This window comes from Nocardia sp. NPDC051756 (genome assembly GCF_040681495.1).
Taxonomy (GTDB): Bacteria; Actinomycetota; Actinomycetes; order Mycobacteriales; family Mycobacteriaceae; genus Nocardia.
Window position 1 is genome coordinate 195730 of sequence record NZ_JBFAYV010000010.1, and the last position, 24836, is coordinate 220565.

Genomic DNA, 24836 nt, shown 5'->3' on the forward strand with positions numbered 1-24836 from the left:
CATCAATGCTATGCAACATTAAGGTTGCTGATGGACGCGGAAAACCGGAGCTGACCATGACTTTGCCCAGCCGCCTCGCCGGGCGTCTGTCCCTGCCGCTGATCGCCGCGCCGATGACCGGCGTCTCCGGTCCCGAACTCGTCATCGCGGCCGGTCGCGCGGGGGTGATCGGGTCGTTCCCGACGCACAATGCGGCGACCGTGGATGAACTCGACGCCTGGCTCGCGCGGATCAACGCCGCGCTGCGAGACGAGCCGGCGCCGTTCGCGCCGAATCTGGTGGTGCACAAGACGAATGGGCGGCTCGCGGAGGACGTGGCGGTGCTGATCGAGCGCGGCGTCGAGCTGGTCATCGCGAGCGTCGGCAGGCCCGATCCGGTGATCGAGCCGCTGCAGGCCGCCGGGTGCCTCGTCTTCGCCGACGTGGCGAGTCTGCGTCATGTCGACCGGGCGCTCGAGGCCGGTGTCGACGGACTGGTCTTGCTGACGGCGGGTGCGGGTGGTCAGACCGGGAATCTGAATCCGTTCGCGTTCGTGCGCGCCGTGCGCGACCGGTATGACGGGCCGATCGTGCTGGCCGGCGGTGTGTCCGACGGTGCCGCGTTGGCCGCGGCCGAGGTCCTGGGCGCCGATCTGGCCTACATGGGCACCGGGTTCATCGCCACCGCGGAAAGCAGTGCCGCGCCGGACTATCGGGACGCGCTGGTCGCGGCCTCGCTGGACGATGTCGTGACGGCCACGCTGGCTCAGGGTTTGCCGACCAATTTCCTCGCGTCGTGGCCGGAGTGGCGGGATGCCCGTGCCGCTGTCGAGAAGGTCGCGCCGTCAGTGGGTTTCGACTTCGCCACGCTGCTCGGTCAGCGGAATCTCTGGGGTGCGGGGCACAGCGTCTCCGGTGTACGGGGGATCCAGCACGTGCACGACCTCGTTGCCCACATCGCCGAGCAGTACCACGCCGCCAGGGCGCGAACCGGCGCCGAACCGTTGCGCCGGGGCGGTGTTACATAGCCACTATGGGATGATTCGACCGTGCCGGAACTGACGATCGACGAGCTGGCCCGGCGGGTCGGCATGACCGTCCGCAACGTCCGGGCACACCAGACCCGCGGCCTGCTGCCCGCCCCCGAGCTGCGCGGCCGCACCGCCTACTACGGCGGCGAGCACGAGCAGCGGCTCGACACCATCCGCTCGCTACAGGAATCCGGGCTCTCGCTGGACGCGATCGGCGAACTCCTGGGGCGCATGCCGACCGGACGCGCGGAGCAACTGCTGGCCTTGGCCGGCGCGACCGCCAACCCGTTCGGCCCGGAAGCGCCGATCATCACCGAACCGGCGGAGCTGATCGACCTGTGGGGCGAGCAGGTCACCCCGGAATTGCTGCAACGGATCGTGGACTTCGGCCACGTCCGCGTCCTTCCTGACGGGCGCTGGGAGGTGCGCTCGCCGCGGCTGTATCAAGCCGCGACCGAGCTGGCGAACCTCGGCGTTCCGCTGGCCGAGGTGGTCGAGCTGACCGAGTCCATCTATGCGCATTCCACCTCGATCGCGGCCGATTTCCTGCGAATATTCCAAGAGCACATCGAGACCGCGGATCCATCGGCCGACCGGGAGGAGGCGATCGAACGGGTGTCCTCGCTCGCCGGTCAGTCGGTGCTGGCGATCTTCCGCATCGCCGCTCAGCAGGTCGTCGCCGAGGCCTATCAACTCGACCTCGACTAGCTTTCCCGACTCGATGCGCACGCCTACGGTCGATTGCATGAATGCGATGTAACATAGATTATATGCAATCAACGACGAGTGCAGACGGCCGCGAGACCGCGGCCTGCTTTCGTGGCGGCACCGGGCAACCGCTGTTGCTGCTGCACGGCGGCACCGGAACCTGGCACCACTGGCGGCCGGTCCTGCCGAAGCTGACCACCTCGTTCGACGTGATCGCCCCGACCATCGCCGCCCACGTCGGCGGTCCACGATTCCCCGTGAACGTGCGCTGGACGATCTCCACCGCGGCCGACGCACTCGAACGTCAACTCGACACCCTCGGCGTCGACCAGGCGCACGCCGCCGGAAACTCCCTGGGCGGAGCGCTCGGGATCGAACTGGCGAAACGCGGCCGGGTGCACAGCGTCGTCGCGATCTCCCCGGCCTTCGGCTGGGAACCCGGCTCGCCCGAGGGAGCGCGAACGGCACACATGTTCGCCGTGCTGGTCCCGCGAGCCCGAAAGTCGCTCCCGGTAGCACCTTTCGTGCTGCGCAGCGCCAAAGCTCGCCGACTCGCCTTCCGTGAGGCGATGATCCACGGCGACCGGCTGACGCTCCCCGAAGCTCTCGAATTCACCAGGGGAGCAGGAGAATTCACGATGTTGGACGCACTGCTACCCGCGATCCGCAACGACGCGGACTGCCTTCCGGCCGATCTCGACCAGATCAAGACGCCGGTCCTCCTCGCCTGGGCAGAACACGACCACTTCGTCCCGGCGGAAACCTGCGCAACCCGCTACCGCCGAGAAATCCCCGGCGCCGAATTCCGCCTCCTCCCCGCCGTCGGCCACGTCCCGATGTGGGACAACCCGGACCTCATCGCCGACACCATCATCGACTGGACCCGCCGCCACGAACCGGAACCCGAATAGTCCGGCGGCGCGCTAGGCTCCTGGCAACGTGGGGGTTCGCGTCGATCGACTGTCGTGCAACACCTCTCGTCGGATAGTGCTGAGTCGTTCGGGGGAGTTCGTTATGAAAACATCTGGTATCGCTGTGTCATTCGCAGCGGCGGCCGTCGTCGCGTTGACCGGTTCCGCGGTCGCGTCGGCGTATCCCAATCAATACGAGGGATTGGAGATCGGTGGCTGCGCGTCCTGGGACAAGGCGAATAACACTGCGGGACCTGCCGATTGCGATTCGGCCGCCGCTAAATACCGATTGATCGAGCATTACCAACTGACTCCGGAGACTCAGGAACGCGAGTGCGGCCCGAAGGCGACCTTCAAGTATCAGCACCGCACCGATGACGGCTATCGGCTGGCGCTGTACTGCTTCACCTACAACATGACCGTCGACAGTTGCTGGGATCTGACCGATGTCAACGATCCGCACCGGCTCGACTGCGCCGCGCACCAACCCAACAGCGAGCGCATCACCGGGGTATTCGACGGTGTGGCCGACGGAACGCGTTGTTCGACAACGGCAATCGTCTATCGTCGGATCGAACTCACCGTCTGTGTCGTGCCCAACTGATCGGTGCTCACAGCGGTGGGGCGTCGGGTTCCAGGAGTCGTTTGGGGTGCATGCCGTCGACCTGGCCGATGAAGGGGGGATGGATGCTGTAGCCGAGCATGCGGCGGATGTCCTCGGAGACGGTGCGGACGGTGTCGCGGGTGATCGACAGGGTGAAGGCTTCCTGTGGGCGCAGCCATGGTTCGCAGTATTGGGCGGTGGCGGCGAGGCGGGGGTTCGGTGAGCGGTTGGCGCCGCCGCCGTGCCAGAGGGTGCCGAGGAAGAAGACGCACGAGCCGGCCTGCATCACCACGGGTTCGCGCTCGGCCGCATCGGGCATCCGATGGCCCCACAGGTGACTGCCCGCAATGATGTCGGTGGCGCCGTTTTCGGCGGTGAAGTCGTCGATCGCCCAGATCGTCGCCGCGCCGAGGGCGGCGCGCGGCCGCGGCAGGGGATAGAAGCCGTCGTCGGTGTGCAGCATCTGCGCCTGCTCGCCGGGGAGAATGTTGATCACCTGCAACATCGACAGCAGGTAGTTCGGTAGGAACAGTCGGTCCAGCAAAGCCAGGACGCGTGGATGGTCGGCGATTCGGTCGCAGGCGCGGGTCTTGTTCAACACGCTGTAGATGCGCTGGGTGGTGTGCCCCTCGAAGTCGTTGCGGCCGCGCCGATCCAGCAGTGGCGCGACGGCTTCGCGGATTTCGTCGAGTTCCTGCGGGGTGAGCAGATCGGGCAGGATCACGTATCCGTCGCGCTGGACCGCGGCTAGATCCGCGGCGCTGACCGCCGGGTCGATGGTCGCGCCGCTGCTCGGGGTCCGGCGATAGGTCCCGGCCAGATCGCCACCCAGGTCGGTCAATGACGACACGTCGGTGCTCATGGCGGCTCCTCGAGATCAGAACATAACTGAGTTCGGTTATGCTTCGACTGTGGCACGTGCACCGATCGGACGTCAACAACTTCTCGACGCCGCCCGCGACGAACTGGTCCGCGGCAACGGCGTCCTGGAACTCGTCGCACTCACCCGGCGCGCCGGCCTGAGCACCGGTGCGCTCTACCACCACTTCGGTTCCAAAAGCGGTCTGCTGGCGGCGATTTACGACGGCTTCTACGAAGGACTCCGGCACGCGATCGCCGACGCCCACCTACCCGCCGACGCCGACTGGGCCACTCGCGAACACGAACGCACCCGCCGCTTCGTCGCCTACCACTTCGCCGACCCCCTGGCCGCCGTCCTGCTCGACCGCACCGCGCTGGACCCGCAGCTCACCGAGCTCGAAGCCGTCTACATCCAGACCATGAGCGACAACGCCGCCGACAACATCCGCCGCGGTCAAGCCCACGGTGAACTCCCCGCCGACGTGGACCCCGACAGTGCGGGCGCGTTCGTCATCGGTGGCCTCCGGCACGGCATCGCTCAGCAACTCCGCATCACCCCACCGCCCACCCCTGACCAAGCCGCCGACCGCCTCTGGCGGCCCACCGCGGCGGCCCTCGGAGTCTCCTGACTCAGTCCGCGGTGCGCAGGGGCGCGCCGACGTGATGCAGGTGCTTCAGCGCCTCGGCGTAGGAGGCGATCAGTCCGGTCTCGTGGTACGGCACGCCGATCTCGGCGCAGTACTCGCGGACGATCACCTGGGCGTGCCGCAGATTCGGCGTCGGCATGCTCGGGAACAGGTGGTGTTCGATCTGATAGTTCAGACCGCCGAGAGCGAAGTCGGTCACCACACCGCCGCGTACGTTGCGCGAGGTCAGCACCTGCCTGCGCAGGTAGTCGGGGCGATCGTCGCCGGTCAGGGTCGGCATGCCCTTGTGGTTCGGGGCGAAGATGCAGCCCATGTAGAGGCCGAACAGCGCCTGGTGCACGGCGAGGAACGCGATGGCCTTGTCGGCGGGCAGGACCGCGAACAGCACCGCCAGATAGCCGGCGAAGTGGGCGAAGAGCAGCGTGCCCTCCAGCACCCGGCGTTTGACCGAGCGGTTTCTGAGCGCCCGCACGCCGGCCACATGAAGGTTCACGCCCTCCAGCAGCAGCAGCGGAAAGAACAGGAACGCCTGCGCTCGCCCGATGAGCCGGGCCAGACCACGGCTGGCCCGCGCCTGCCGTTGCGACCAGACCAGAATGTCGGGCGCGACATCGGGATCGAGTTCCTCGTGGTTCGGATTGGCGTGATGACGCGTGTGCTTGTCCTGCCACCAGCCGTAGGCCAGACCGATGCCGGCGTTGCCGACGATTCGGCCCACGATCTCGGTCGTCCCCCGCAACCGGAAGACCTGGCGGTGCGCGACGTCGTGCATGACGAGTGCGACCTGAGCGAACATCACCGCCATGAACGCCGCGATCAGCAGCGTCCACCACGAGTCGCCGACCAGGACGAACGCCGCCCAGCCGCCGATGAATGCGAGCCCGACGAGGCTGAGCCGGACGGCGTAGTAGATCGGCCGTCGATCCATCAGTCCCGCGGCGGAGATCCGGCGTAGCAGCCGGGCGTAGTCGCCGTCGGCGCCACTGCGCCGCGCTGATCGTGGGGCTGACTCTGGGACCAAAGCCGATGTCGTCATAGCTGTCCTTCCGTCAGTCCTCAGGCCGGGCACTGACAGACCGAAGCTATCGGCTGTTTTCTCGTTGCGGGTAATCCCTTGGTATGACGTGGAATAGGACTCCGGTGTGATAACGGAGTCCGCGCGACCATCAGATGATCCCGCACGAATCCTGATCGCAGAAGGCCAGACTATTGGGGCCTTGCTCAATCCCCTTGATGGACAACATGATTGATCTGTCAACGGCGGGGGATCGAGCGGCGACCGGCACCACCCAGGCTGCTCGCTGCCCGTTCGAATCGCACAGCAGCCCAACAAGATCGGTCCCCGGCCACATCCACGCCGGGGAGCGCCCGCACTTCACGAGATGTGCGGGTATCGCTCGACGAAAGGCATCGCCATGAAACACCTCGGCGCCGCATTGGCAACGGCCGGCCTGGTTCTCGTCTCGGTCCTCGGCGCAGCGGGCACCGCTCATGCCGCCACCGGCGACTTCATCTACACCAGCCCCGATGGCCAGCGGCACACCCTGCACGACCCCGAAGACGGCAAATGCTTCCGTATCCTAGGCGTGGCCTACACCGAAAACACCACGGATAAGGCCGCCGAAACCTTCCGGAACTCCACCTGCACCGAGCCCTTCGGCGAACTCTTCCCGCCCGGAACCCGCGAAGAGAACTCGAACTTCCAATCGGTCCGCTTCGGACGCCCGATCTGATCCGTCCCAGCGCGCGGGTATAGATCGCGTCGAGCCAGGGCCCGTCACGCAGGCGGGCCGTCTGGTTGACTGTCGCGTCGTAGGCCGTCCCTCATCGGCGTGGTAGCGATCACACTCCCTCATGTTGACGGTGTTCGCATTGAGTCTTATGTTAACACCGTTCGCATTGCTTGACGGACGGGCCTCGTTAACCCCGCTTCCGCAGACGGAGATCGAGGAGAGGGGATGAGGATGCGTGCCACGGCGTTGTTGCGTAGTCCGAAGATCTGGGTGTTCACCGTGTTCGGTGCGGTGCTCGGGTTGGTGCTGTCGGTGGGGTACCTGGGTGGTGTGCTGGACACCGATACGCCGACCGGGCGGATCCCGATCGTGTGGGTCGACGCCGATACGACGGCCGGGAACGGCTGGGCCGGTGCGGTGCTCACCGAGCAGATTCGAACCGGGCCCGCCGCGGGTGCGGCGCAATGGATTTCGGCCGGCAGCGAGGAGCAGGCTCGGCGCTTGCTGTCCGAAGGTGTCGGCTATGCCGCGGTGATCATTCCCGCGGATTTCAGTGCGCGCCTGGCGAGTCTGGCCGACTCGAGTCAGCCGTCGGCGGCCACGGTGACATTGCTGACCAATCCGATCGCGGGCCCGGTCGCGACCGGCACCGCGACCGGTGTCGCCCAGCAGGTGCTCGGCGAGCTGTCGCGGTCACTGGGTGCCCAGCTCGTCGCCCGGCAGCCGACCGAATCAGCCACGGCGCGAATCCTTTTGGCGAATCCGGTGACGGTGGTGACCACGCCGGTCACGTCTGTGCCCGCGCACACCGCCGGAGGTATGGCGGCCTTCTATTACGCGCTGGTGCTGATTCTGACCGGATTCCTCATCGCCCAGTTACTGCACTCCGGCGTCGACGGGATACTGGGCTTCACGCCGCGGGAGTTCCTGCACCGGCGGGCCACGCACCCGCCGCTGCCGATCGGGCGGGTGCAGACCCTGATCGCCAAGTCGGTGCTGATGGCCGGCTGCGCGGTGGTCGCGGCCACGGTGATCGAACTCGTCGCGGTCGCCGGGCTCGGCATGCCGATCGCCGCACCACTCGGGCTCTGGGTGTTCTCGATCCTGGCGGTGACCACGGCCGGAGTGCTGCCGCTGGTGCTGCTCGCGGTGTTCGGTTCGCCGGGCGCGTTGCTGGCGACGGTGGTGCTGGTGGTGTTCGGGGTCCCGTCCTCCGGTGGCGCCTACCCCTCGGAACTGTTGCCGACGGCGTTCCGATGGCTGGGGGAGGTGCTGCCCATGCGCTACATCACCGACGGCATCCGGGATCTGGTCTTCGATACGCCCGCAACAACATTGACGCGCAGCGTGGTCGCGGTCGCAGTGTGGCTCGTCGGCGGCCTGGTGGCCGGGATCGTGCTCACCGGCTTCTACGACCGTTCCGGGCGCGCCAGGGTCAGCGCGCATGAACGCGGCCTGTCTGCCGCCTGATCACCAATTCCGCTGTACCGCAACGATTCGACTGGGAGTTCTCGATGTCCACTGTGCAACCGCTGACGCTGAACAGCATCTGGGGGTCGGTGTCGCGCACCGGCCGCTGGCAGGTACCCGCCTCGATCACCGCGACCTCCACCATGGGGTCGATCCTGCTGGACTTCACTGCCGCCGACTGTCCGCAGCCGGAGGTCGAGGTCCGGGTGAGCTGCCAAGCCGGGCGGATCACGCTGATCGTGCCCGCGGGCTGGGCGGTCGATGCGAACGACTTGACCGCCAACGGCGCCGGGGTGACCGTCACCGGCGAGCATCGCGGCGATCCGGGAATGCCGCTGCTGCGGGTCACGGGACGCGTCGTCTGGGGTGGGGTGTTCATCACCGACCCCGAGGGTTCCCGCACCGGATCCGATAGCGCCGACCGTGAGCAGCGCCGGCGGGACCGACGCGAGCGGCACGACCGTCGGCACAACGGCCGCTGAGTGTCGTGGTGGTCAGCCGGTCAGGGCCTGGGTGATGAACTGCTGTGTCTGTGCGATCGTCTCGGTGCGCGCCTGCTCGGGCAGCGAGCTCAGCGGACCGTCGATCAGCAGCGCGGCCAAGCCGTGGATGGTCGCCCACACCGGGGTCTCGGCGCCTGGCCGCCGCGCCGCCGGCAGCACGCCGGCGGTGACCAGCCCGTCCAGTGCGTCCGCCAGCAAGCGGAACGACTCCGAGGACATCGCGGTCGGCGTCTCGTGGGCGAACGCCGAACGGAACCAACCGGATTCGGTCTGCGCGAACCGCAGGTATCCCCGCCCCAGGGCGTGCAGTCGCGCCACCGCCTGCGCGCCCGCCCCGGTCTCGGTCGGCACCGGCTCCGTCCGCATCGCCCGCGTGAGCTCTTGCTGCGCATGCGCTTTCACCGCCGCGATGAGGTCGTGATGGTTGGCGAAGTGCCGGTAGGCCGAGGTCGGCGATACGCCGACCCGGCGGGCCGCCTCGCGCAACACGATCGCCTCCGGACCGCCCGTCCGGGCCAGCTCAATTGCCGCCGCTATCAACGCATTCGATAAATCCCCGTGGTGATAGCTCTTCCGTGTCGCCGCCGGCATATGCGCGCACCCGACCTTCCCTAAATGTTGACAGTGTTCCTATTCAACCTTATGTTAACGCCATAAACATTCGATCGGCCGGGTCCGTGCCGATTCACCTCGCTCTATCTCCCCTCGAAGAAAGGCCGACCTTCCATGAGCAAGCCGACCATCGTCCTGGTCCATGGCGCCTTCGCCGATGCCAGCAGCAGCTGGAACACCATCGCCCGCAACCTGATCGGACAGGGCTGGCCCGTTCTCGCCGCCGCCAATCCGTTGCGCGGCCTGCACCACGACGCCGAGTACCTGCGCGCGGTCCTGGCGACCATCCCCGGCCCGGTCCTGCTGGTCGGCCACTCCTACGGCGGCGCGGTCGTTACCCAGGCCGCCACCGGCGTCGCCTCGGTCACCGGGCTGGTGTACATCGCCGCCTTCGCCCCCGACGAAGGCGAGACCGCCGGTGCGCTCGATGAGAAGTTCGGCGGTGCAGCACAACGAGTCTCGCAGGCTCGGCCGCTGCCGGGCCCGGCCGACCCGCAGGGCCCGCCGAACATCGAACTCAGCATCGATCCGGCACAGTTCCACGCCGTTTTCGCGCCCGACACCGATCCTGAAACCGCCGCGCTGCTTGCCACGACCCAGCGCCCACTCGCCTTGACCGCGATGCTCGAACCGGTCGACGCGCCCGCCTGGAAGACCTTGCCCACCCACTACGCCCTCGCCACCAACGACCAGATGATCCCGGTCGCCGGCCAACGGTTCATGGCCGACCGGATGAACGCCACCACGATCGAGGTCCCCACCGGGCACGCCGCCATGTTCGGCGCGCCGGATGCCCTCACCGACTTCATCATCAGCGCAGGTCAAGCAGGCTGATCGGCCGGTAGGGCGCGCGCTCGCCAGGCATGACCCGCGTGACGCGGGCATGATGATCCGATGGAGTCCGGTCAGCGCACTGAACCACCGCAAGTGGCAGGGGAGTACGAGACACTCATCGGCTTTCTCGAATTCCAGCGAGACACGTTGGACTGGAAGTGCTCTGATCTCAGCGCCGAGCAGCTTCGGCGACAGGCGGTGCCGCCGTCGACGCTCTCGCTGCTCGGCCTGATCCGGCATCTGACCGATGTCGAACGCACCTGGTTCGCCCGTGTCTTCCAAGGTGACGACGCGCCCCCGCTGTATTGGGGTGCCAATTCCGTCGACGACACCGACTTCGTCGTCGAGCACGCCGACATCGACGAGTCGATCCGGTTGTGGCGCAACGAATGCGCCCGCTCCCGCGAGATCGTGGCCGGCTGCCGCGAGCTGGACAAGGTCGGTGTCCGGCACCCGACCGGCGAGTCCTACACCCTCCGCTGGATCCTCACCCACATGATCGAGGAGTACGCCCGCCACAACGGACACGCGGACCTCCTCCGCGAGATCATCGACGGCGAAACCGGCGAGTAGCGGTCTACGCCGAGTGCAGAACCGGCTCGATCCGATTCAGCAGCGTGATGAGATCGGTTGCGCCGGAACGGATTCGCGGGTCCGGGTCGCGAGTCAGCGTCGTGCAGACGCGGACCGCGGCATCGCGCTCATCGGCGAACACCCCGTACACGTCCTGCAATGCCGTGCCGATCCATTCGGACTGATTCGCATCCGCCTCGGAAAACGCGGCAGCGACGATCGAAAGCCCGACCACGTCCTTTCGGCGGAGCAGGGCCTCGGCCGTAACGACCGTGACGAACGTGTCTTCCGCATCGAGGACGAGTGGCATCAATACCGCTCGCGCATCGGGTATTTCGGCGAATGCTGCCAGCCCATGACCGGCATCGGCGCGATCCCGGACGTCGGTGCTACGAGCCAACTCGGCCAACGCGGCGACCGCGGCATTTCTCGCGTCGGTGCTCACGCCGTCTCCGCAGCGGTCGGCGCCGGTGGATTTCCCCGCATCGTCGGAAGATAGCAGCCGATCAGGTCCTGCCCGTGCGAGCGAGCGGATATGCTGGTGAAGTGGAGCGTTGCTCCGAATATGGACGCCGAAGGGAAAGGAACGTCGCGTGAGTGCGGACGCCGAGCCGATCATCGTGAATACGGGTAAGCGCGCGGACGCCCGACGGAATGAGAAAGCGCTGCTCGATGCCGCGGCGTCGGTGTTTGTCACCGATGGCGTGAATGCCCCGGTGCGCCGGATCGCCGCCGAGGCGGGGGTCGGCATGGGCACTATCTACCGGCACTTTCCTACCCGCGTGGACCTTATCGCGGCCGTGTATCGGCACCAGATCGACGAGTGCGCCGAGGCCGGCCCCGCCCTGCTCGCGACGGCGCCGTCACCGTTCGCCGCGCTGCGGCAATGGGTCGATCTGTTCGTGGATTTCCTGGCCACCAAGCATGGGCTGGCCGCGGCGATTCGCACTGATTCCGACAGCTTCGCCGGCCTGCACGCACTGTTTCTCGATCGCCTCGTCCCGGTTTTCGACGATCTGCTCTCCGCCGCCCGGGACTCGGGCGAGGTCACCGCCGACCTCACCGCCTACCAGCTGATGCGCGGAATCGGCGACATTTGCGCGGGCGCAGAAATGACGGACCCGAACTACGATGCGCGCGTCACTATTCGACTGCTGCTCGATGGCTGCCGCCAGTAGCGTTCTGCCGTTGCTTCGCGCGATGGGTCAGCGCATCGACGATCCGTTGCCACGCCGGTGACGCATCGGAGATCCGGGACACGACCAACTTCAGCAGCCCGGGCTGCCCGGCCCCGCGCTCGTGGGCGATCTCCCAGGCATCCAGGTCATCTATGAGCTGATCGAGGCGCGGATCGTTCGGATCCCAGTCGACCGATTGATCGCAGGCGATATACAGACGCGTCGTCTCGGGATCGTCCAAGCCCGCATTCTTCTCCCGAATCCGCTGCGGCATCGCCCCCGGATCCAACGCCTGCATCAGGATCCACGAATCCCGTTCGAGCAGCACCCGCTGTTCGCTGATCCCGAGCCCGCGCATCCGGTTCAGAATGGCCACCACCGCGGCGGGCAGCACCAACTTCTCGCCGCTGTCCAATTCGCCGATCCGGCGCCGATATTCGATCAACTGATTGATCTTGTTCTGCAATTCGGCGTCGATATCGATGATGGCGGAGGCGAATTCGGTCGGCTGCGCGTGCAGCAGCGCGTCGATCCGGGCCAGCGGCACACCGGCGTCGGCCAGGGTCCTGATCCGGATGAGATCCACCGCCATCTGCGCGCTGTAGCGGCGGTAACCGGAGGCGTCGCGCTCCGGCTCGGGCAGCAGTCCGACGTGGTGATAGTGCCGAACGGTGCGCACGGTCACCCCGGCGGTCGCCGCCAGTTGACTGATCGTGAGCACCGTCCTCCTCGGGTCTGCGTGTAGAACATCGCCGAGTCTAAGACCGTGCCACCCGGTCCACGACGTCGCGGACCGCCTGGACCACGGCATCGGGCCGGTCGAAGCAGAGCCGATGGTGCAGGGTGTCGGAGAGGAGGCGTTGTTCGCCGTGCGAGACCACGCCCACCAGCGCCGCGTCCATTCGTGTCTTGGCATCGTTCATCTCTGGCGTTGCCAAATCCGGCTGATTCGGATCGGTGCCCACCACGGAAAGCGCGATCACCGGGACATCGGGAATGCCCGGCCCGGCCCGCAGTTCGGTGGCGAGGTCGACCAGCGTGCGGCGCTCGGCGAGACCGGCGCGCATCGATTCGGCACTCACCCGCACGTCGATCAGCGGTTCTCGCACGTACTCCGGATAGTCCGCATACAACTCGGCGTGCATTTCGCGCAACGCCGGGCGCATCTGCTCGAGCTGTTCCAGATCGGGCCCCATCCGCTCGAACTCGGCCAGACTCGAAGCGGGCGGCATGAAGTCGTCCCAGTCGCGGTGGAGTCCGTCCAACCAGACCAGCCCGGCCACGTCCTGCGGATACAGCTGCGCGAACCGGTGCGCATAGAACCCGCCGAGCGAGTGCGCCGCGAGAACCCAAGGGGCAGGGATGTCTTGCGCCTGCAATAGCTCGCGTAGCTCCGTGGCGACCGCGGTGGCGGTGCGCGGCAGGGGGAGTGGATCGCTGTAGCCGGTGCCGCCACGGTCATACAGAACGGCCGTGGTGAACTGCGAAACCTGTTGCTGGACACCGAAATAGTCCAGACCGATCGCGCTCGCACCGGTCAGGAAAACGACGGCAGGCCCGCCGCTGCCCGACCGGTGCACGAAGAGGCGTCGGCCGTCGATCTCTTGGAACTCACCGATCGGCGGCGCGAGCCGAGTCGAGGAAATGCTGTTGTTCGTCATCCGACGATGCTCCAACCCTGACGCAGGGTCAGGGTCAAACTCGGGCCGGGGACCCGCCTGATCCCCGGCCCGCGATTTTCACTGCGCGGTTTCCGTCCAGCGCACCGGCAGCTCGTGAACCCCATAGATATTCATGTCGGTCCGGAGCCTGACCTCCCCGGCGGGAACGGCGAGTTCGAGCGTCGGAAAACGCCGCAGCAACCCGGCGAAACCGGCCCGCATCTCGATCCGCGCCAACTGCTGCCCGAGGCACTGATGAATACCGTGACCGAAGGACAGATGCCCACGAGCCTTGCGATGGATGTCCAGATCCGGATTCTCGAACCGCAACGGATCGCGGTTCGCGGCCAGCAGCGAGATGACCACGGTCGACCCCTCGCCGATCGTTTCACCACCTAGCTCGATGTCCTCCGTGGCATACCGATAGAAGATGTCGGCCACCGACAGATAGCGCATCAGTTCCTCGACGGCATCCGGAACCAGCTCGAGCTCGCCACGCAGTTCGGCCAGCTGCTCGGGATGCTCCAGCAGCGCGAAAGTGCCGAGCGCCAACATGTTCGCGGTCGTCTCGTGCCCCGCGAGCAGCAGCAGGAAGGCGATGCCGACCAGCTCCTCGATGGTGAGATCGTCGTGCCGGGCCAGATCGGACAGGATGTCCTCGCCGGGTTCGGCCCGCTTCTGCGTAACCAGCTCGGCCAGATACATATTCATCGCGCCGAACGCGGCCATCTTCTCGTCCAGCGTCTGGTCCTTCACCAGGAACTGCGCGGAGTTGACCTGGAAGTTCGCCCGGTCCGCGTACGGCACACCGAGCAGTTCACAGATCACCAGCGACGGCACCGGCAGCGCGAACTCCTTGACCAGATCGACCGGCGGGGTCATCCGGGTCATCTCGTCCAGCTGCCGCTCGGTGATCTCGATGATCTGCTCTTCCAGCATCTTCATCCGCCGGACGGTGAACGCGCCGGTGAGCTTGCGCCGCAGCCGGGTGTGATCCGGCGGATCCATGGCGATGAACAGCCCCGGCAGCGGCGGGGACGGCTCGGTCGCGACGGGCATGCCGGGCGTCTCGTACGGCACGTGCACGATGCCGATGTCCTGCCGCGAACTGAACCGGGTGTCGGCCATCAGCTGACGGACCTCGGCATAGCCGGTGACCAGCCACCCTTCGTGACCATCGGGAAAGATCAAGGGGCTGACCGGCCGTGCCTCGCGCAGCTGGGTGATCTCGCGGGGCGGGTCGAACGGCCCGGCATTGCGTTCCATCGGAAGGCCGTGCGGGACGGGAACGTCTTGACTCATGAGGGGGTCCTTTCGGGACGGTTTGTCGGGTCGGCGAGGGGAGTCAGTCGCCGGAGACGAAGGTGAGCGCGCCGGACGGGCACATCTGAACGGTCTCGCGGACGTCCGCCGCCTGCTCTGGCGTGGGCGTGCGGGTCAGCGAGAGCACCCGCCCGTCCGCGAGGTCCTGGTCGAATACTTCGGGGGCGGTCAGCACGCACATGCCCGCGCCGATGCAGCGCTCCCGGTCCACGCGGAGTTCCATCACCCCTCCGCCCGAGGGATCGTCTTGTCCCCGAACGCCTTCCGTGCTCCGGAAGCGGGGATTGCAGAATTGCTCATGGGAATACTGTCGCCAGCCGGGCTGATATCGACCTGACAGCGACCTGACACGGTGCGCGGCGCGTTCAGCCGTGGTTATCCAGGGTGGACCGAGTACCGCCGACCATGCACGGCAGAATGGTCCGGTGCAGATCGGAATACTTGGACCGCTCGAGATCCGGCTAGCGGACGGCGGATCGGTAGAGGTCCCAGGTGCGCGGTTGCGGGCGCTGTTGATCGCCCTCGCGCTCGAACCCGGTCGCGCGGTCCCGAAAACGACCCTGGTCGACTGGATTTGGGGCGAGCAGCCGCCGTCCGACGTGGCGAATTCGTTGCAGGCCCTGGTCTCCCGGCTGCGCCGGGCGCTGCCCGACGGTTCGCTCGACGTGCAGGCCGGCGGATACCGCCTGACCGTGCCGCCCGCCGCCGTCGACGCGGTGCGCTTCGAGCAGCTGCTCGACCAGGCCCGCGGCGGAGGCGACGCGCATCGCGCCGAACTGCTGCGCGAGGCCGTCGACCTGTGGCGCGGCGCGCCGATGCAGGACGTCGACGTGCGCGACAACACCGCCGTCGACACGGTGGTCGCCCGATTCGAGGGCCTGCACCTCGCCGCGCTGGAAGATCTCTATGAGGCGGAAATCCGCCTCGGCCGCGACGCCGACCTGGTCACCGAGCTGACCGAGCTGGTGGCTCGGCACCCGGCCCGGGAACGGCTCGTCGCCGCGCTGATGCGCGCGCTCGGCGCCGCAGGCCGCGGCGCCGAGGCCCTGACCGTGTACCAACGCGCACGGGAGGAACTCGCCGACACCCTGGGCGTCGACCCCTCACCCGAGCTGTCCGCACTGCATGTCGCGCTGCTGCGCGGCGAAGTGGGCGCGAAGGAAGAAGACCGCAAGACGAACCTGCGCGCCGAGTTGACCGAATTCATCGGCAAATTCACCGACGTCGCCGCCGTCCGCGAACTCATCGCCGACCACCGCCTCACCACGCTGACCGGCCCCGGCGGCTCCGGGAAAACCCGGCTGGCCGTGGAAACCGCGCGCACCATGCTCGACGACCTGCCCGACGGCGCGTGGCTGGTGGAACTGGCGTCCCTCGGCGCGAGCGGCGACGTGGCCCAGTCCACGCTCGCCGCGCTCGGCCTGCGCGACGCGCTGCTCGGCAACGCGACGAGCGCGGAACCGATGGACCGGCTCGTCGCGGCCATCCGCGATCGCGAAACCCTGTTGATCCTGGACAACTGCGAGCACGTGATCGACGCCGCGGCGGCCTTCGCGCACCGCCTGCTCGGCGAGTGCCGGCGGCTGCGGATCCTGGCCACGAGCCGGGAACCGCTCGGCATCACCGGCGAAGCGTTATGGCAGGTCGAACCGCTGGCCTTGCCCACTGAGGATGCGAAACCGGACGAGATCGAGTCCTCCCCGGCAGTGCAGCTGTTGCGCGACCGAGCGGGTGCGGTGCGCAAGGACCTCGCGACCGACGCGCACGCACTGGCCACCATGGCCCGCGTCTGCCGGGCACTGGACGGCATCCCGCTGGCGATCGAACTGGCCGCGGCCCGGCTGCGCACCATGTCACTCGATCAGCTCGCCGACCGCCTCGACGATCGGTTCCGCCTGTTGACCGGCGGCAGCCGGACCGCGCTGCCGCAGCATCGGACGCTGCGCGCCGTGGTCGACTGGAGCTGGGAGCTGCTCACCGACGCCGAACGATCGGTGCTGCGCAGGCTCGCGGTGTTCGCCGGCGGCGCGAGTCTCGAAGCGGCCGAACAGGTTTGCGTCGGTGACGAGGTGGAGCAGTGGGAGGTGCTCGAGCTGCTGACCGCGCTGACCGAGAAATCGCTGCTGCGCAGCACCGGGGACAGCGAGCCGCGCTACCGGATGCTCGACACGATCAGGCAGTACGCCATGGACCGGCTGGCGGAGGCGGGGGAGTCGGATTCCGCGCGCCGGGCGCATCTCGACTACTTCACCGGACTCGCCGCGACCGCCGAGCCGCACCTGCGTCGCGCCGAGCAGCTGGAGTGGCTGGCCGTGCTCGAGGCCGAGCACGACAACATCGCGGTCGCCATGCGCGGCGCGCTCGCGGCCGGCGATGCGACCGGCGCGATGCGGCTCGCGGTGCAGGCGGGCTGGTACTGGTGGCTCGGCGGGCACAAGGCCGAGGGCATGGAGCTGCTGACCGCGGCCGCCGAGGTGTCCGGCGAGGTGGACGACGCGACCCGGGCCATGGTCTACGGGCTGGTCGCGCACTTCGCCAGCACCGGGCGCAACGACGAGTACGACGTGGCGGATTGGATCCGCCGGGCCCACCGATTCAACCAGCTCAGCCACACCCCGCACCCGCTGCTGGCGTTCATCGACGCGCTGGAACGCATGTTGCAGGGGCCGGAGGCGCTGCTGACCGCGTTCGAACCGCTGCTCACCGCCGAGGATCCCTGGGTGCGCGCGCTGGCCCGGCTACAGATGGGCAAGATGCGGATCGTGCTCGGGCAGGACGGGCCGGAGGCGGACGCGTATCTCGAGGCGGCCCTGACCGAGTTCCAGGCCATCGGCGAACGCTGGGGAATGTCGTTCGCGCTGACCGAGCTGGCCAATCGCATCGCCATGCGCGGCGAATTCGCCGGTGCCGGTGAGCTTTACGCGCAGGCGATCGCGGTGGTCACCGAGGTCGGCGCGATCGAGAACATCGTCGAGATGCGCTCGCGACAGGCTCAGTTGTATTGGCTCTCGGGTGATTCGGCGGCGAGCACGGCCGCGATGGCGGAGGCGCAGCGCTATGCGGATCGGGCCGCCTGGCCGAACGCGCTGGCCGAACTGGCCTTGACGAAGGCCGAGCTGGCTCGCTGGAGCGGTGACAACGAGCAGGCGCGTCACCACATCGAGGTCGCCACAAAGCTGTTGGGCAAAGACGTGGAACAGCCGACGGTCGGCGCGATGATCCATGGCATGCGCGGCTTCCTCGCCGACGAGGTCGACGAGGCCCGCGCCGAGAATGCTGCGGCCTTCCAAGCGGCCTCGGCGGCGGGGCACGCGCCCCTCGTCGCCCAGGTCCTTGTCGGCATCGCCGACCTGGCCCTGCGGCTGGACCGGAACGAGCAGGCGGTGCGGCTGCTCGCGGCGAGCGCCGGCGTTCGCGGACTGCCCGATCGGTCCCATCCGGACGTGGCCCGGATCGAGCAGAGCGCACGAGATCGCCTCGGCGAAGCGAGCTTCACCGAGGCGATGGCCGAAGGGACACAAGCGGATTGGCGTGATCTGGTCGCGGCTACGCTCGCTTCGTGAACGTGTGCCGCGACCACACGTACCCGACCAGGGCGAACGCGGCGCACCAGCCCAGCGCGGCGGCGGTGTAGCCGCCGGACGGGTGGCCGGCGAGAAATCCCCGCAGCGACTCGATGATCGGCGTGAACGGCTGGTACTGCGCGAACTGCCGGACACCCTGACCCATCTTGTCGGCCGGCACGATCGCGCTGCTCAGGAAGGGCAGCATGATCAGCGGCACCACGGTGAGGCCCGCGGCCTCCGGGGTTTTCGCCGAGATCCCCAGCGCGACGGTGAGCCACGACGCCGCGAACGAGGTCGCCGCCATGACGCCGATCGCGCCGAGCCAATCGAGTGCGGTTGCGGGCGAACGGAACCCGAGCGCGAGCGCCACGCCGAGCACGGCCGCGATGGCCACCGCATTGGTCAGAATGGTCGCCGCGACGTGCCCGGTCAGGACGGCCCCGCGGGAGACATCCATGACCTTGAACCGGTTGATTATGCCCTTCGACATGTCCGAACTGACCGCCACCGCGGTGCCCGACAACCCGTAACTGATGGCCAGCAGGATCATTCCGGGCGTCGCGTAGTCGATGTAGTTCCCGCCGACCTCGAAGGCGCTGCCGAACACGTACACGAAGATCAACATCATCACCACCGGCATCAGCGCCGCGTTGAATACCGTGACCGGGGTCCGGGCGATGTGTTTGAAGTTGCGGCGCAACATGATCGACGAATCGGCCAGTGCGATGCTCATGAGGTTGCCTCCGCGGTTGCGTGACCGGTCAGGGAAAGGAAAACGTCGTCGAGGTCGGGAGTGTGCACCGAGACCTGCTCGGCTTCGATCGAATAGGCGGCAAGCCGATCCAGTAAGTGGTGCAACGATTTCGATCCACCGTCGCCCGGTACCCGCAAGGCCAGCGCTTCGTCGTCGCGGGTGGCATCGGGCAGGATGCGTTGCGCCGCATCGAGTTCCGTGATGTCGGTGAAACGGAGCTGGACGTGACTGCCCGGCACCCGGCGCTTGAGCTCGTCGGCGGTGCCCTCGGCGACGATGCGGCCCTGGTCGAGCACCGCGATGCGGTCGGCCAGCTGGTCGGCTTCCTCGAGGTACTGGGTGGTGAGGAAGATCGTCACGCCGTCGGAGGTCAAGCCGCGCACGATGTCCCACATGGTGCGCCGGCTGCGCGGATCGAGACCCGTGGTCGGCTCGTCCAGGAACACGATGTCCGGCTTGGTCACCAGCGTCATCGCCAGATCCAGCTTGCGGCGCATACCGCCGGAGTAGGTCGCCGCCCGCTTGCGCGCCGACTCCACCAGGTCGAACCGTTCCAGCAGTTCGGCGATCACCCGCTTGCCCTCGGTGCCGCGCAGCCGGTGGATATCCGCCATCAACTGGAGGTTCTCTTCGCCGGTCAGCAGATCGTCCACCGCGGCGAACTGACCCGTGACTCCGATCGAGGCGCGCACCGCCTTGGTCTCGGTCGCGATATCGTGCCCCGCGACCCACGCCGTGCCGCCGTCCGCCGTCAGCAGCGTGGTGAGCACGTTCACCGTCGTCGTCTTGCCCGCCCCGTTCGGGCCGAGCAGCGAGAATATAGTTCCGACACCGATATTCAGGTCGATGCCATCGAGGACGGTCTTGCCGCCGAAGGCCTTCCGCAGTCCGGAGGCCGTAATGGCCGCGGCGTTCATCGCGCACCGCCGAACACCGCGTCGACGAGCAGCTTCAGCGCCGCCTGGAAGGCCGCCGACAGGGACAGCGTGGCGTCGTCCACGTAGTTGAAGGCGGCGGTCATGGTCTTCTTGCCGTCCGGCGTGCTGAACATCAGCGCCCCGTAGCCCGCGGCGCCGCCGTTGTGGGTGATGACGATGTCACCGTCGGTACCCACGGGCTGCACGAAAACGCCGAGGCCGTAGCCGACTTTGGTTTCCGGCGTGAACATTTCGGTCCGCAGCGCGTCAGGCAGGAGTTGGCCGCCGGTCAGCGCGGAGATGAAGGTGTGCAGGTCCTGGGTCGTCGAGATCATGTCGCCGCCGCTGGAGATCCAGGAGGGGTTGTGCTCGGTGACGTCGATCGTCTTCTCCACGCCGCCGTCGTCGTAGCGGTAGTAGGCATGGGCGTGCGGCTCGGCGATCTCGATCTGGTTGGTCGGGGTGACGGTGCCGGTCAAGCCGAGTGGCCCGAGGATCAGGCGCTGCATCTCCTCGGCGTAGGAACGGCCGGAGACCTTCTCGATCAACAGCCGCAGCACCACGTAGTTGGTATTGGCGTAGCTCCAATCGGTCCCGGGTTCGAACTTGCTCGGCTTGGACAACGCCAGGCGCACAAGGTCTTCCGGCGGGTAGGTCTTGAACCGGTTGTCCACCCACTCCTTGCCCGAGATGGTGGAGGGGATGCCCGCGGCCACCGTCCCGTCCGCGGCGTACTCGCCGGTGAAGTTGAAGATGCCGCTGGTGTGCTGCAACAGCATGCGCACGGTGATCCGCGGGTCGAGCTCGAACTCGGGCAGGTAGTCGACTGCCGCGGTGTCCAGCGCGATTTTGCCCTCGGCCACCAATTGCAGCACCGCCGTGGCGGTGAAGGTCTTTGTGTTGCTGCCGATTCGGACGTGTCCGTCGATCGGCGGCAGGCCCGGCTCATCCAACCGGCTCACGCCGGCGGTGCCTGCCCATTCGCCCTGCTCGTCGTTGACCCGCAGGGTCAGTCCGGTGAAACCGGATTCGACAACCTGCTCGATGAGCTGCTGGAGTTCCGGACGATCCTGGGTGGTGTTCTGGATGTTCATGGTTTCGTTTCTCTCTCGGGTTGTGCTGAGGTGAAGGTCGGAGCGGTCAGGCCGCGTGCCGAATGATGATGTTGCCGAACGAGTTTCGGGCGAAGACCTGGACGGTTTCCGCGTTGTCCCGCGACCCGTCGACCGGTCCGAGCACGTTCTGCACCGCGCCGTGCTTCGCGTTGGTTTCCAGTTGCACGCCGCTGCCTGCACGGATGCCCACCTCCAACTCGCCCATGGAGGTCTCCAGCCGGAGCACACCGCGGGCGGCTTCGCGGATCCGGATGTCGCCCTTGGCGACCTTCGCGGTCACCGAGTCGCTCGGGCGCTCGACGATGATGTCGCCGGCGGCGATCTCCAGGTCGGACCGGCCGAGTTCGCCGATGCCCGCCAAGCGGCCCACGCCGGCGTTGGCCTTCAGCCGGGAGCCGAGGGGCACCTCGACGGTCACCGCGACCGACGGGTTGCCGCCGAACGGGGTGTAGGTGCGCCAGTCCTTCGGCGTCTGCACGGTCAGGATGCCCGCCGCGAACGTGACCTGCGTGTGCTCGGCGGCGCGTATGTCGCCCTTCTTGGCCGCGTCGGCCGGCTGGACCGTGACGACGGTGTCGGTCCGGTCGGTGGCGATCACGGTGACGTCGCCGCTGAGCACGTCGATGGTGACGGCGATCGGTTCGGGGGTCTGGAAGGTGGTCATGGCTGAACTCCTGTGTGTCGGTCGGTGTGTGTCGGTGGGTTGGTCCAGCCGGTCACTGGAACTACCATCGCCAAGGCGGCTGATACCGACCTGACGCCGACCTGACACGTCCGCTGACACGGTGTTCGCCCTGGTCAAAGCGGGTGTGCCCGAACCCGGCTACAGTCCTGATCATGGGGTTCAGCATCGATCGAATCGACCATGTGGTGATCAACTGCCGCGACGTCGCCGAAACCGCCCGGTGGTACGTGGAGGTGCTCGGCCTGCGCCTGGAGACGTTCGGGCCCAGTGGCAGAACGGCTTTGCGCTTCGGCGACCAGAAACTCAACCTGCGCCCGATCGGCGCCCTGACCACTGACCCGGCGTGGACGACGGCCGCGGTCGAGAGCGCGGGCTCCGCGGATCTGTGCTTCGTGGCCGATGCCACGGCGGAGGCGGTGCACGATCATCTCGTCGCCTGCGGCGTCGACATCGCGAATGGCGCGGTCAGCCGAACCGGCGCACTCGGCCCGATGATCTCGCACTACTGCAACGACCCGGACGGAAATCTGATCGAGATCGCCGTCTACCCGGCGGATCCGGTTCACGAGCGGCACGCATCGGCTGCCACCGCTGGGTACGCGCAGGTGAACGGTCTGCGCATGTATTATGAAATCCACGGCAGCGGTAGACCATTGGTGGTTCTGCACGGCGGGCTGATGACCATCGACTTGGCGTTCGGCGCGATTCTGCCCGCGCTGGCGGCCGGTCGACAGGTGATCGCGGTGGAGTTGCAGGGTCATGGGCACACCGCCGATACCGAGCGGGAACTGACGCTGGACAACCTCGCCGACGATATCGCCGTCCTGCTCGGCGAACTCGGCATCGAGCGGGCGGATCTGTTCGGGTTCAGCCTCGGCGGGCTGACGGCGTTGCGGGTGGCGATGCGTCATCCGGAGCGGGTCGGCCGGCTGGTGGCCGCCGCGACGCATTACCGGTCCGCCGGTTATCACCCGGAAATCCGTAATCCGCAGCCCGGTGATTCTTCGGATCGGATGCCGACGCAGGCAGACTTCCAGCAGTGGCAGGACGAGTATGCCCGGGTCGCCCCGGACCCGGCGCAGTTCTTCGCGCTGGTGGCGAAGGCCTCGCGGACACCGGATGACGTCGACGGCTGGACCGAAGCAGAGCTCGGGTCGATCGCCGCGCCTACGCTGCTGATCGTCGGCGACAACGACTTCGTCCGGCTCGACCACGCGGCCGCCATGCGCGACCTCATCCCCGGCGCGCAGTTGGCCGTGCTGCCCGGCGCCACCCACATGGGCGTGCTGCGACGCACCGATCTGCTGCTGCCGCTGGTCGAAACGTTTCTGGCACAGGGGGATTGACGGAAACCCCGGCCGCGGGGACCGGCTACTCGGGGGTGCGACTGGTGAAATCGAAGGATCCGCCGTCGAGGCCCCAGGAGATGACCCGGTCGGGGTGAATGCGGATGATCGCGCGTTCCTGGGGCTGGAACGGCGGCTCCTCGTCGTCGAGCGCCTCCGCCGTACCGCGTACCTCGATGCCGCGAATCACGTAGGGCTCCAACGAAACCTGTTGGTCGATGACGAACGACACCCGGCTGCCCGCCTCGACGTTGCGGAACTTTCGGCTGGCCCGCATCCGCATGCCGCCGATGTCGATCGTCCCGTCGGCGTTCACCCGGTAGCTGGTCGGGTTGTTCTGCACCACGCCGTCCGGCGACACGGTGGCCAGTCGGCCGATTCCGGCCTCGGCGAGGAACTGCTGTTCGTTGGCGGTGAAGGTCATTTCGGTTACTCCTCGGTGGAATTCGGTATCGGGGTGCCCGGCGATCAGCCGGAAGTTGTCGAGTGGGAGAAGCGAAAGCTGTTGCCCACCTGGTATTTCGAGATCAGAACAGGATCAGCGCGGCGCACAGTCCGGCGATGGCGACGAACTGCAAGGTGACCCGGTACTTCAGGATGCTGTCCCACTTGTCCTGCAGCGCACGGGCATTGGCCGGAATGATGCCGCTCTGCGCGGCGGCGGTCTGCTGGGTGTTGATCGGCTTGGCGATGCGGACATAGAGGGCGAGCCAGGTGAGCAGCGCCGCCACCGTGATCCCCGCCGCCACCGCGGCGCCGATCTGCCCGGCGAACAGCGCGATCAGCAGCGTGAGCACCGCGGTGATCACACCGCCCGCGCCGACGACCGGCATCCGCTTGTCGCCGTAGTAGTGACCCCAGCCCGCACTCACGGTCACGGTCGCGTCGTCGAGCTTGCGGTACACCGACCGCATGATCACGGCCCCGCAGACATCGGTGCCATAGACGACGGCATTGGCGAGAACGGCGACGGCGGCAATGATCTGGCCGGTGATGATGAGCATTTCGGCTTCCCTTTCCTGAAATCTAGCAGCGCTAGATGCTGGAGCAACGTTAACATTCGCTCGCTACATTGTCTAGCGTTGCTAGATTTCAGGGTGTGATCGTCCGCCCCGGCGGAAACACCGTGCTGAGGATTCGCCGGTCGCCGTGCAGATTGCCGAGGGTGAGGGCCTGGTCGATTGTGAGCCCGCCTGCCGCGAGCCCGACGACGACATCCGGAACGGCGGTGAAGATCGTGTCCGGCTGCTGATCGGTCTGGGCGATCGCGCTGGGACCGTCCTCGTCGACGCGCAGGATCAGGCGGAATCCGTCCGTCTCGATGCCCAGTTCTACCGGCGGGGTCGCGGTGATTCCGCGGAGCAGGGCGGGGAGGGCGAGGGCGAGCCAGCGTGGTTGGAACGAATCGCCGTTGCGTCCGGTCATCACCAGCGGCGCGCCCCATCTGCCGAGCGCCTCCATGGGTTCTCGGAGTCCCGCGCCCCACGGTGTCAGGGTGTAGAGGACTCCCGTCTCGCCGAGTTGTCGCTGCACGATGCCGTTCGACTCCAGCGTTCGCAGCCGCTCCGCCAGGAGGTTGGTCGCGATCCCCGTGAGCGAGGTCTTCAGTTCGGAGTAGCGCATCGGGCCGGGGAGCAGTTCGCGCACGATCAGCAGGGTCCAGCGCTCACCCACGATGTCCAGGGCGCGCGCGAGGGCGCAGAACTGCTCGTAGGAGCGGGGACTTTTCGGCTTACGCTTGACTTCATCCATCAAGGTTGATTTTATCAACCACACCGGGGGTGTCGAGCAGAGGGACACGCCTGCCGGGCGGAGTCGGTCCCGA

The 24836-nt window shown here is 67.3% G+C and carries 28 protein-coding genes and 1 pseudogene; 14 read left to right on the top strand and 15 right to left on the bottom strand.

Features of this window, described 5'->3' with window-relative positions; all coding sequences use genetic code 11:
- The first annotated feature begins 56 nt into the window (after positions 1 to 56).
- From AB0M22_RS37360 to AB0M22_RS37375, 4 genes are all read left to right on the top strand, one after another.
- Entirely contained in the window at positions 57 to 1007 is a 951-nt protein-coding gene (locus AB0M22_RS37360; protein WP_364737000.1) for a nitronate monooxygenase, read from the top strand.
- Between the two features lie 21 nt (positions 1008 to 1028).
- Positions 1029 to 1718, top strand: a complete 690-nt coding sequence (locus AB0M22_RS37365) for a MerR family transcriptional regulator (protein ID WP_364737002.1) — start codon at positions 1029 to 1031, stop codon at positions 1716 to 1718.
- 62 nt (positions 1719 to 1780) lie between these two features.
- Positions 1781 to 2629, top strand: a complete 849-nt coding sequence (locus tag AB0M22_RS37370) for an alpha/beta hydrolase (RefSeq protein WP_364737004.1) — start codon at positions 1781 to 1783, stop codon at positions 2627 to 2629.
- 124 nt (positions 2630 to 2753) lie between these two features.
- Positions 2754 to 3233: a hypothetical protein gene (locus AB0M22_RS37375; protein WP_364737006.1), complete on the top strand. Its 480-nt coding sequence runs from the start codon at positions 2754 to 2756 to the stop codon at positions 3231 to 3233.
- A gap of 7 nt (positions 3234 to 3240) precedes the next feature.
- On the opposite strand, the gene AB0M22_RS37380 is transcribed toward AB0M22_RS37375, so the two are convergent.
- Positions 3241 to 4095 (bottom strand): phytanoyl-CoA dioxygenase family protein, encoded by an 855-nt coding sequence (locus AB0M22_RS37380; RefSeq protein WP_364737008.1) that lies wholly within the window; start codon positions 4093 to 4095, stop codon positions 3241 to 3243.
- A 49-nt stretch (positions 4096 to 4144) separates the two neighbouring features.
- Between AB0M22_RS37380 and AB0M22_RS37385 the strand changes: the two genes are divergently transcribed.
- Positions 4145 to 4723 carry a TetR/AcrR family transcriptional regulator gene (locus tag AB0M22_RS37385; protein WP_364737009.1) on the top strand — a complete coding sequence of 193 codons (579 nt, stop codon included), beginning with the start codon at positions 4145 to 4147 and terminating at the stop codon, positions 4721 to 4723.
- 1 nt (position 4724) lies between these two features.
- On the opposite strand, the gene AB0M22_RS37390 is transcribed toward AB0M22_RS37385, so the two are convergent.
- Complete coding sequence (locus AB0M22_RS37390; RefSeq protein ID WP_364737011.1) at positions 4725 to 5777, bottom strand: acyl-CoA desaturase; 1053 nt, start codon at positions 5775 to 5777, stop codon at positions 4725 to 4727.
- A gap of 379 nt (positions 5778 to 6156) precedes the next feature.
- On the opposite strand from AB0M22_RS37390, the gene AB0M22_RS37395 reads away from it, so the two are divergent.
- The 3 genes from AB0M22_RS37395 to AB0M22_RS37405 all read left to right on the top strand — a co-directional run bounded on the left by AB0M22_RS37395 (position 6157) and on the right by AB0M22_RS37405 (position 8426).
- Positions 6157 to 6474 (top strand): hypothetical protein, encoded by a 318-nt coding sequence (locus AB0M22_RS37395; protein WP_364737013.1) that lies wholly within the window; start codon positions 6157 to 6159, stop codon positions 6472 to 6474.
- 225 nt (positions 6475 to 6699) lie between these two features.
- Complete coding sequence (locus AB0M22_RS37400; RefSeq protein WP_364737015.1) at positions 6700 to 7944, top strand: ABC transporter permease; 1245 nt, start codon at positions 6700 to 6702, stop codon at positions 7942 to 7944.
- A 44-nt stretch (positions 7945 to 7988) separates the two neighbouring features.
- Positions 7989 to 8426, top strand: coding sequence for a hypothetical protein (locus AB0M22_RS37405; protein WP_364737017.1), 438 nt, complete (start codon positions 7989 to 7991; stop codon positions 8424 to 8426).
- A gap of 12 nt (positions 8427 to 8438) precedes the next feature.
- Here the strand turns inward: AB0M22_RS37405 and AB0M22_RS37410 are convergent, their stop codons facing one another.
- Positions 8439 to 9038: a TetR/AcrR family transcriptional regulator gene (locus tag AB0M22_RS37410; RefSeq protein ID WP_364737019.1), complete on the bottom strand. Its 600-nt coding sequence runs from the start codon at positions 9036 to 9038 to the stop codon at positions 8439 to 8441.
- A gap of 135 nt (positions 9039 to 9173) precedes the next feature.
- On the opposite strand from AB0M22_RS37410, the gene AB0M22_RS37415 reads away from it, so the two are divergent.
- Together AB0M22_RS37415 and AB0M22_RS37420 are read left to right on the top strand one after the other, a co-directional pair.
- Positions 9174 to 9893, top strand: coding sequence for an alpha/beta hydrolase (locus AB0M22_RS37415; protein WP_364737021.1), 720 nt, complete (start codon positions 9174 to 9176; stop codon positions 9891 to 9893).
- Between the two features lie 60 nt (positions 9894 to 9953).
- Positions 9954 to 10466: a DinB family protein gene (locus AB0M22_RS37420; protein ID WP_364737023.1), complete on the top strand. Its 513-nt coding sequence runs from the start codon at positions 9954 to 9956 to the stop codon at positions 10464 to 10466.
- Positions 10467 to 10470: 4 nt separating this feature from the next.
- Here the strand turns inward: AB0M22_RS37420 and AB0M22_RS37425 are convergent, their stop codons facing one another.
- Positions 10471 to 10911 (bottom strand): hypothetical protein, encoded by a 441-nt coding sequence (locus tag AB0M22_RS37425; RefSeq protein WP_364737025.1) that lies wholly within the window; start codon positions 10909 to 10911, stop codon positions 10471 to 10473.
- A 148-nt stretch (positions 10912 to 11059) separates the two neighbouring features.
- Here AB0M22_RS37425 and AB0M22_RS37430 point away from each other — a divergent pair, with 148 nt between their 5' ends.
- Positions 11060 to 11644 (top strand): TetR/AcrR family transcriptional regulator, encoded by a 585-nt coding sequence (locus AB0M22_RS37430; RefSeq protein WP_364737027.1) that lies wholly within the window; start codon positions 11060 to 11062, stop codon positions 11642 to 11644.
- On the opposite strand, the gene AB0M22_RS37435 is transcribed toward AB0M22_RS37430, so the two are convergent.
- From AB0M22_RS37435 to AB0M22_RS37450, 4 genes are all read right to left on the bottom strand, one after another.
- A complete protein-coding gene (locus AB0M22_RS37435) occupies positions 11610 to 12365 on the bottom strand; it encodes a MerR family transcriptional regulator (protein WP_364737029.1) in 756 nt (251 codons plus the stop codon). The genes AB0M22_RS37430 and AB0M22_RS37435 overlap by 35 nt on opposite strands.
- Positions 12366 to 12402: 37 nt before the next feature.
- On the bottom strand, positions 12403 to 13305 hold the full coding sequence (locus AB0M22_RS37440; protein ID WP_364737031.1) for an alpha/beta hydrolase: 903 nt from the start codon (positions 13303 to 13305) through the stop codon (positions 12403 to 12405).
- 78 nt (positions 13306 to 13383) lie between these two features.
- The gene (locus AB0M22_RS37445) at positions 13384 to 14607 is read right to left on the bottom strand and encodes a cytochrome P450 (protein ID WP_364737032.1); all 1224 of its coding nucleotides are present in this window, start codon (positions 14605 to 14607) and stop codon (positions 13384 to 13386) included.
- Positions 14608 to 14650: 43 nt separating this feature from the next.
- A complete protein-coding gene (locus tag AB0M22_RS37450) occupies positions 14651 to 14851 on the bottom strand; it encodes a ferredoxin (protein WP_364737033.1) in 201 nt (66 codons plus the stop codon).
- A 202-nt stretch (positions 14852 to 15053) separates the two neighbouring features.
- Here AB0M22_RS37450 and AB0M22_RS37455 point away from each other — a divergent pair, with 202 nt between their 5' ends.
- Positions 15054 to 18191: a BTAD domain-containing putative transcriptional regulator gene (locus AB0M22_RS37455; RefSeq protein WP_364737034.1), complete on the top strand. Its 3138-nt coding sequence runs from the start codon at positions 15054 to 15056 to the stop codon at positions 18189 to 18191.
- Here AB0M22_RS37455 and AB0M22_RS37460 read toward each other — a convergent pair.
- From AB0M22_RS37460 to AB0M22_RS37475, 4 genes are read right to left on the bottom strand one after another with little or no spacing between them, the layout of a single operon-like run.
- Entirely contained in the window at positions 18175 to 18927 is a 753-nt protein-coding gene (locus AB0M22_RS37460; RefSeq protein WP_364737036.1) for an ABC transporter permease, read from the bottom strand. The genes AB0M22_RS37455 and AB0M22_RS37460 overlap by 17 nt on opposite strands.
- Entirely contained in the window at positions 18924 to 19865 is a 942-nt protein-coding gene (locus AB0M22_RS37465) for an ATP-binding cassette domain-containing protein (RefSeq protein ID WP_364737038.1), read from the bottom strand. The genes AB0M22_RS37460 and AB0M22_RS37465 overlap by 4 nt, the downstream gene beginning before the upstream one ends.
- The gene (locus AB0M22_RS37470) at positions 19862 to 20959 is read right to left on the bottom strand and encodes a serine hydrolase domain-containing protein (RefSeq protein ID WP_364737040.1); all 1098 of its coding nucleotides are present in this window, start codon (positions 20957 to 20959) and stop codon (positions 19862 to 19864) included. The genes AB0M22_RS37465 and AB0M22_RS37470 overlap by 4 nt, the downstream gene beginning before the upstream one ends.
- Before the next feature lie 46 nt (positions 20960 to 21005).
- Positions 21006 to 21644 (bottom strand): hypothetical protein, encoded by a 639-nt coding sequence (locus AB0M22_RS37475; protein ID WP_364737042.1) that lies wholly within the window; start codon positions 21642 to 21644, stop codon positions 21006 to 21008.
- A gap of 173 nt (positions 21645 to 21817) precedes the next feature.
- On the opposite strand from AB0M22_RS37475, the pseudogene AB0M22_RS37480 reads away from it, so the two are divergent.
- Together AB0M22_RS37480 and AB0M22_RS37485 are read left to right on the top strand one after the other, a co-directional pair.
- Positions 21818 to 22216: pseudogene (locus AB0M22_RS37480) on the top strand (VOC family protein); the annotation flags it as partial.
- Positions 22202 to 23011, top strand: coding sequence for an alpha/beta hydrolase (locus AB0M22_RS37485; protein WP_364737134.1), 810 nt, complete (start codon positions 22202 to 22204; stop codon positions 23009 to 23011). The pseudogene AB0M22_RS37480 and the gene AB0M22_RS37485, both read left to right, overlap by 15 nt.
- 25 nt (positions 23012 to 23036) lie before the next feature.
- Here the strand turns inward: AB0M22_RS37485 and AB0M22_RS37490 are convergent, their stop codons facing one another.
- The 3 genes from AB0M22_RS37490 to AB0M22_RS37500 form a co-directional block, all read right to left on the bottom strand.
- Positions 23037 to 23435: a PPOX class F420-dependent oxidoreductase gene (locus AB0M22_RS37490; protein ID WP_364737044.1), complete on the bottom strand. Its 399-nt coding sequence runs from the start codon at positions 23433 to 23435 to the stop codon at positions 23037 to 23039.
- 103 nt (positions 23436 to 23538) lie between these two features.
- On the bottom strand, positions 23539 to 24015 hold the full coding sequence (locus AB0M22_RS37495) for a DUF1772 domain-containing protein (RefSeq protein WP_364737046.1): 477 nt from the start codon (positions 24013 to 24015) through the stop codon (positions 23539 to 23541).
- Positions 24016 to 24103: 88 nt separating this feature from the next.
- Positions 24104 to 24763 carry a helix-turn-helix domain-containing protein gene (locus tag AB0M22_RS37500; RefSeq protein WP_364737048.1) on the bottom strand — a complete coding sequence of 220 codons (660 nt, stop codon included), beginning with the start codon at positions 24761 to 24763 and terminating at the stop codon, positions 24104 to 24106.
- Positions 24764 to 24836 lie beyond the last annotated feature (73 nt).

Coding starts and splice junctions, on each gene's coding strand:
- AB0M22_RS37490 (WP_364737044.1), bottom strand. CDS start 23,435: ATGACCTTCACCGCCAACGAACAGCAGTTCCTCGCCGAGGCCGGAATC.
- AB0M22_RS37500 (WP_364737048.1), bottom strand. CDS start 24,763: ATGGATGAAGTCAAGCGTAAGCCGAAAAGTCCCCGCTCCTACGAGCAG.
- AB0M22_RS37470 (WP_364737040.1), bottom strand. CDS start 20,959: ATGAACATCCAGAACACCACCCAGGATCGTCCGGAACTCCAGCAGCTC.
- AB0M22_RS37410 (WP_364737019.1), bottom strand. CDS start 9,038: ATGCCGGCGGCGACACGGAAGAGCTATCACCACGGGGATTTATCGAAT.
- AB0M22_RS37405 (WP_364737017.1), top strand. CDS start 7,989: ATGTCCACTGTGCAACCGCTGACGCTGAACAGCATCTGGGGGTCGGTG.
- AB0M22_RS37445 (WP_364737032.1), bottom strand. CDS start 14,607: ATGAGTCAAGACGTTCCCGTCCCGCACGGCCTTCCGATGGAACGCAAT.
- AB0M22_RS37475 (WP_364737042.1), bottom strand. CDS start 21,644: ATGACCACCTTCCAGACCCCCGAACCGATCGCCGTCACCATCGACGTG.
- AB0M22_RS37450 (WP_364737033.1), bottom strand. CDS start 14,851: ATGGAACTCCGCGTGGACCGGGAGCGCTGCATCGGCGCGGGCATGTGC.
- AB0M22_RS37415 (WP_364737021.1), top strand. CDS start 9,174: ATGAGCAAGCCGACCATCGTCCTGGTCCATGGCGCCTTCGCCGATGCC.
- AB0M22_RS37380 (WP_364737008.1), bottom strand. CDS start 4,095: ATGAGCACCGACGTGTCGTCATTGACCGACCTGGGTGGCGATCTGGCC.
- AB0M22_RS37370 (WP_364737004.1), top strand. CDS start 1,781: ATGCAATCAACGACGAGTGCAGACGGCCGCGAGACCGCGGCCTGCTTT.
- AB0M22_RS37420 (WP_364737023.1), top strand. CDS start 9,954: ATGGAGTCCGGTCAGCGCACTGAACCACCGCAAGTGGCAGGGGAGTAC.
- AB0M22_RS37395 (WP_364737013.1), top strand. CDS start 6,157: ATGAAACACCTCGGCGCCGCATTGGCAACGGCCGGCCTGGTTCTCGTC.
- AB0M22_RS37440 (WP_364737031.1), bottom strand. CDS start 13,305: ATGACGAACAACAGCATTTCCTCGACTCGGCTCGCGCCGCCGATCGGT.
- AB0M22_RS37360 (WP_364737000.1), top strand. CDS start 57: ATGACTTTGCCCAGCCGCCTCGCCGGGCGTCTGTCCCTGCCGCTGATC.
- AB0M22_RS37390 (WP_364737011.1), bottom strand. CDS start 5,777: ATGACGACATCGGCTTTGGTCCCAGAGTCAGCCCCACGATCAGCGCGG.
- AB0M22_RS37400 (WP_364737015.1), top strand. CDS start 6,700: ATGAGGATGCGTGCCACGGCGTTGTTGCGTAGTCCGAAGATCTGGGTG.
- AB0M22_RS37460 (WP_364737036.1), bottom strand. CDS start 18,927: ATGAGCATCGCACTGGCCGATTCGTCGATCATGTTGCGCCGCAACTTC.
- AB0M22_RS37465 (WP_364737038.1), bottom strand. CDS start 19,865: ATGAACGCCGCGGCCATTACGGCCTCCGGACTGCGGAAGGCCTTCGGC.
- AB0M22_RS37495 (WP_364737046.1), bottom strand. CDS start 24,015: ATGCTCATCATCACCGGCCAGATCATTGCCGCCGTCGCCGTTCTCGCC.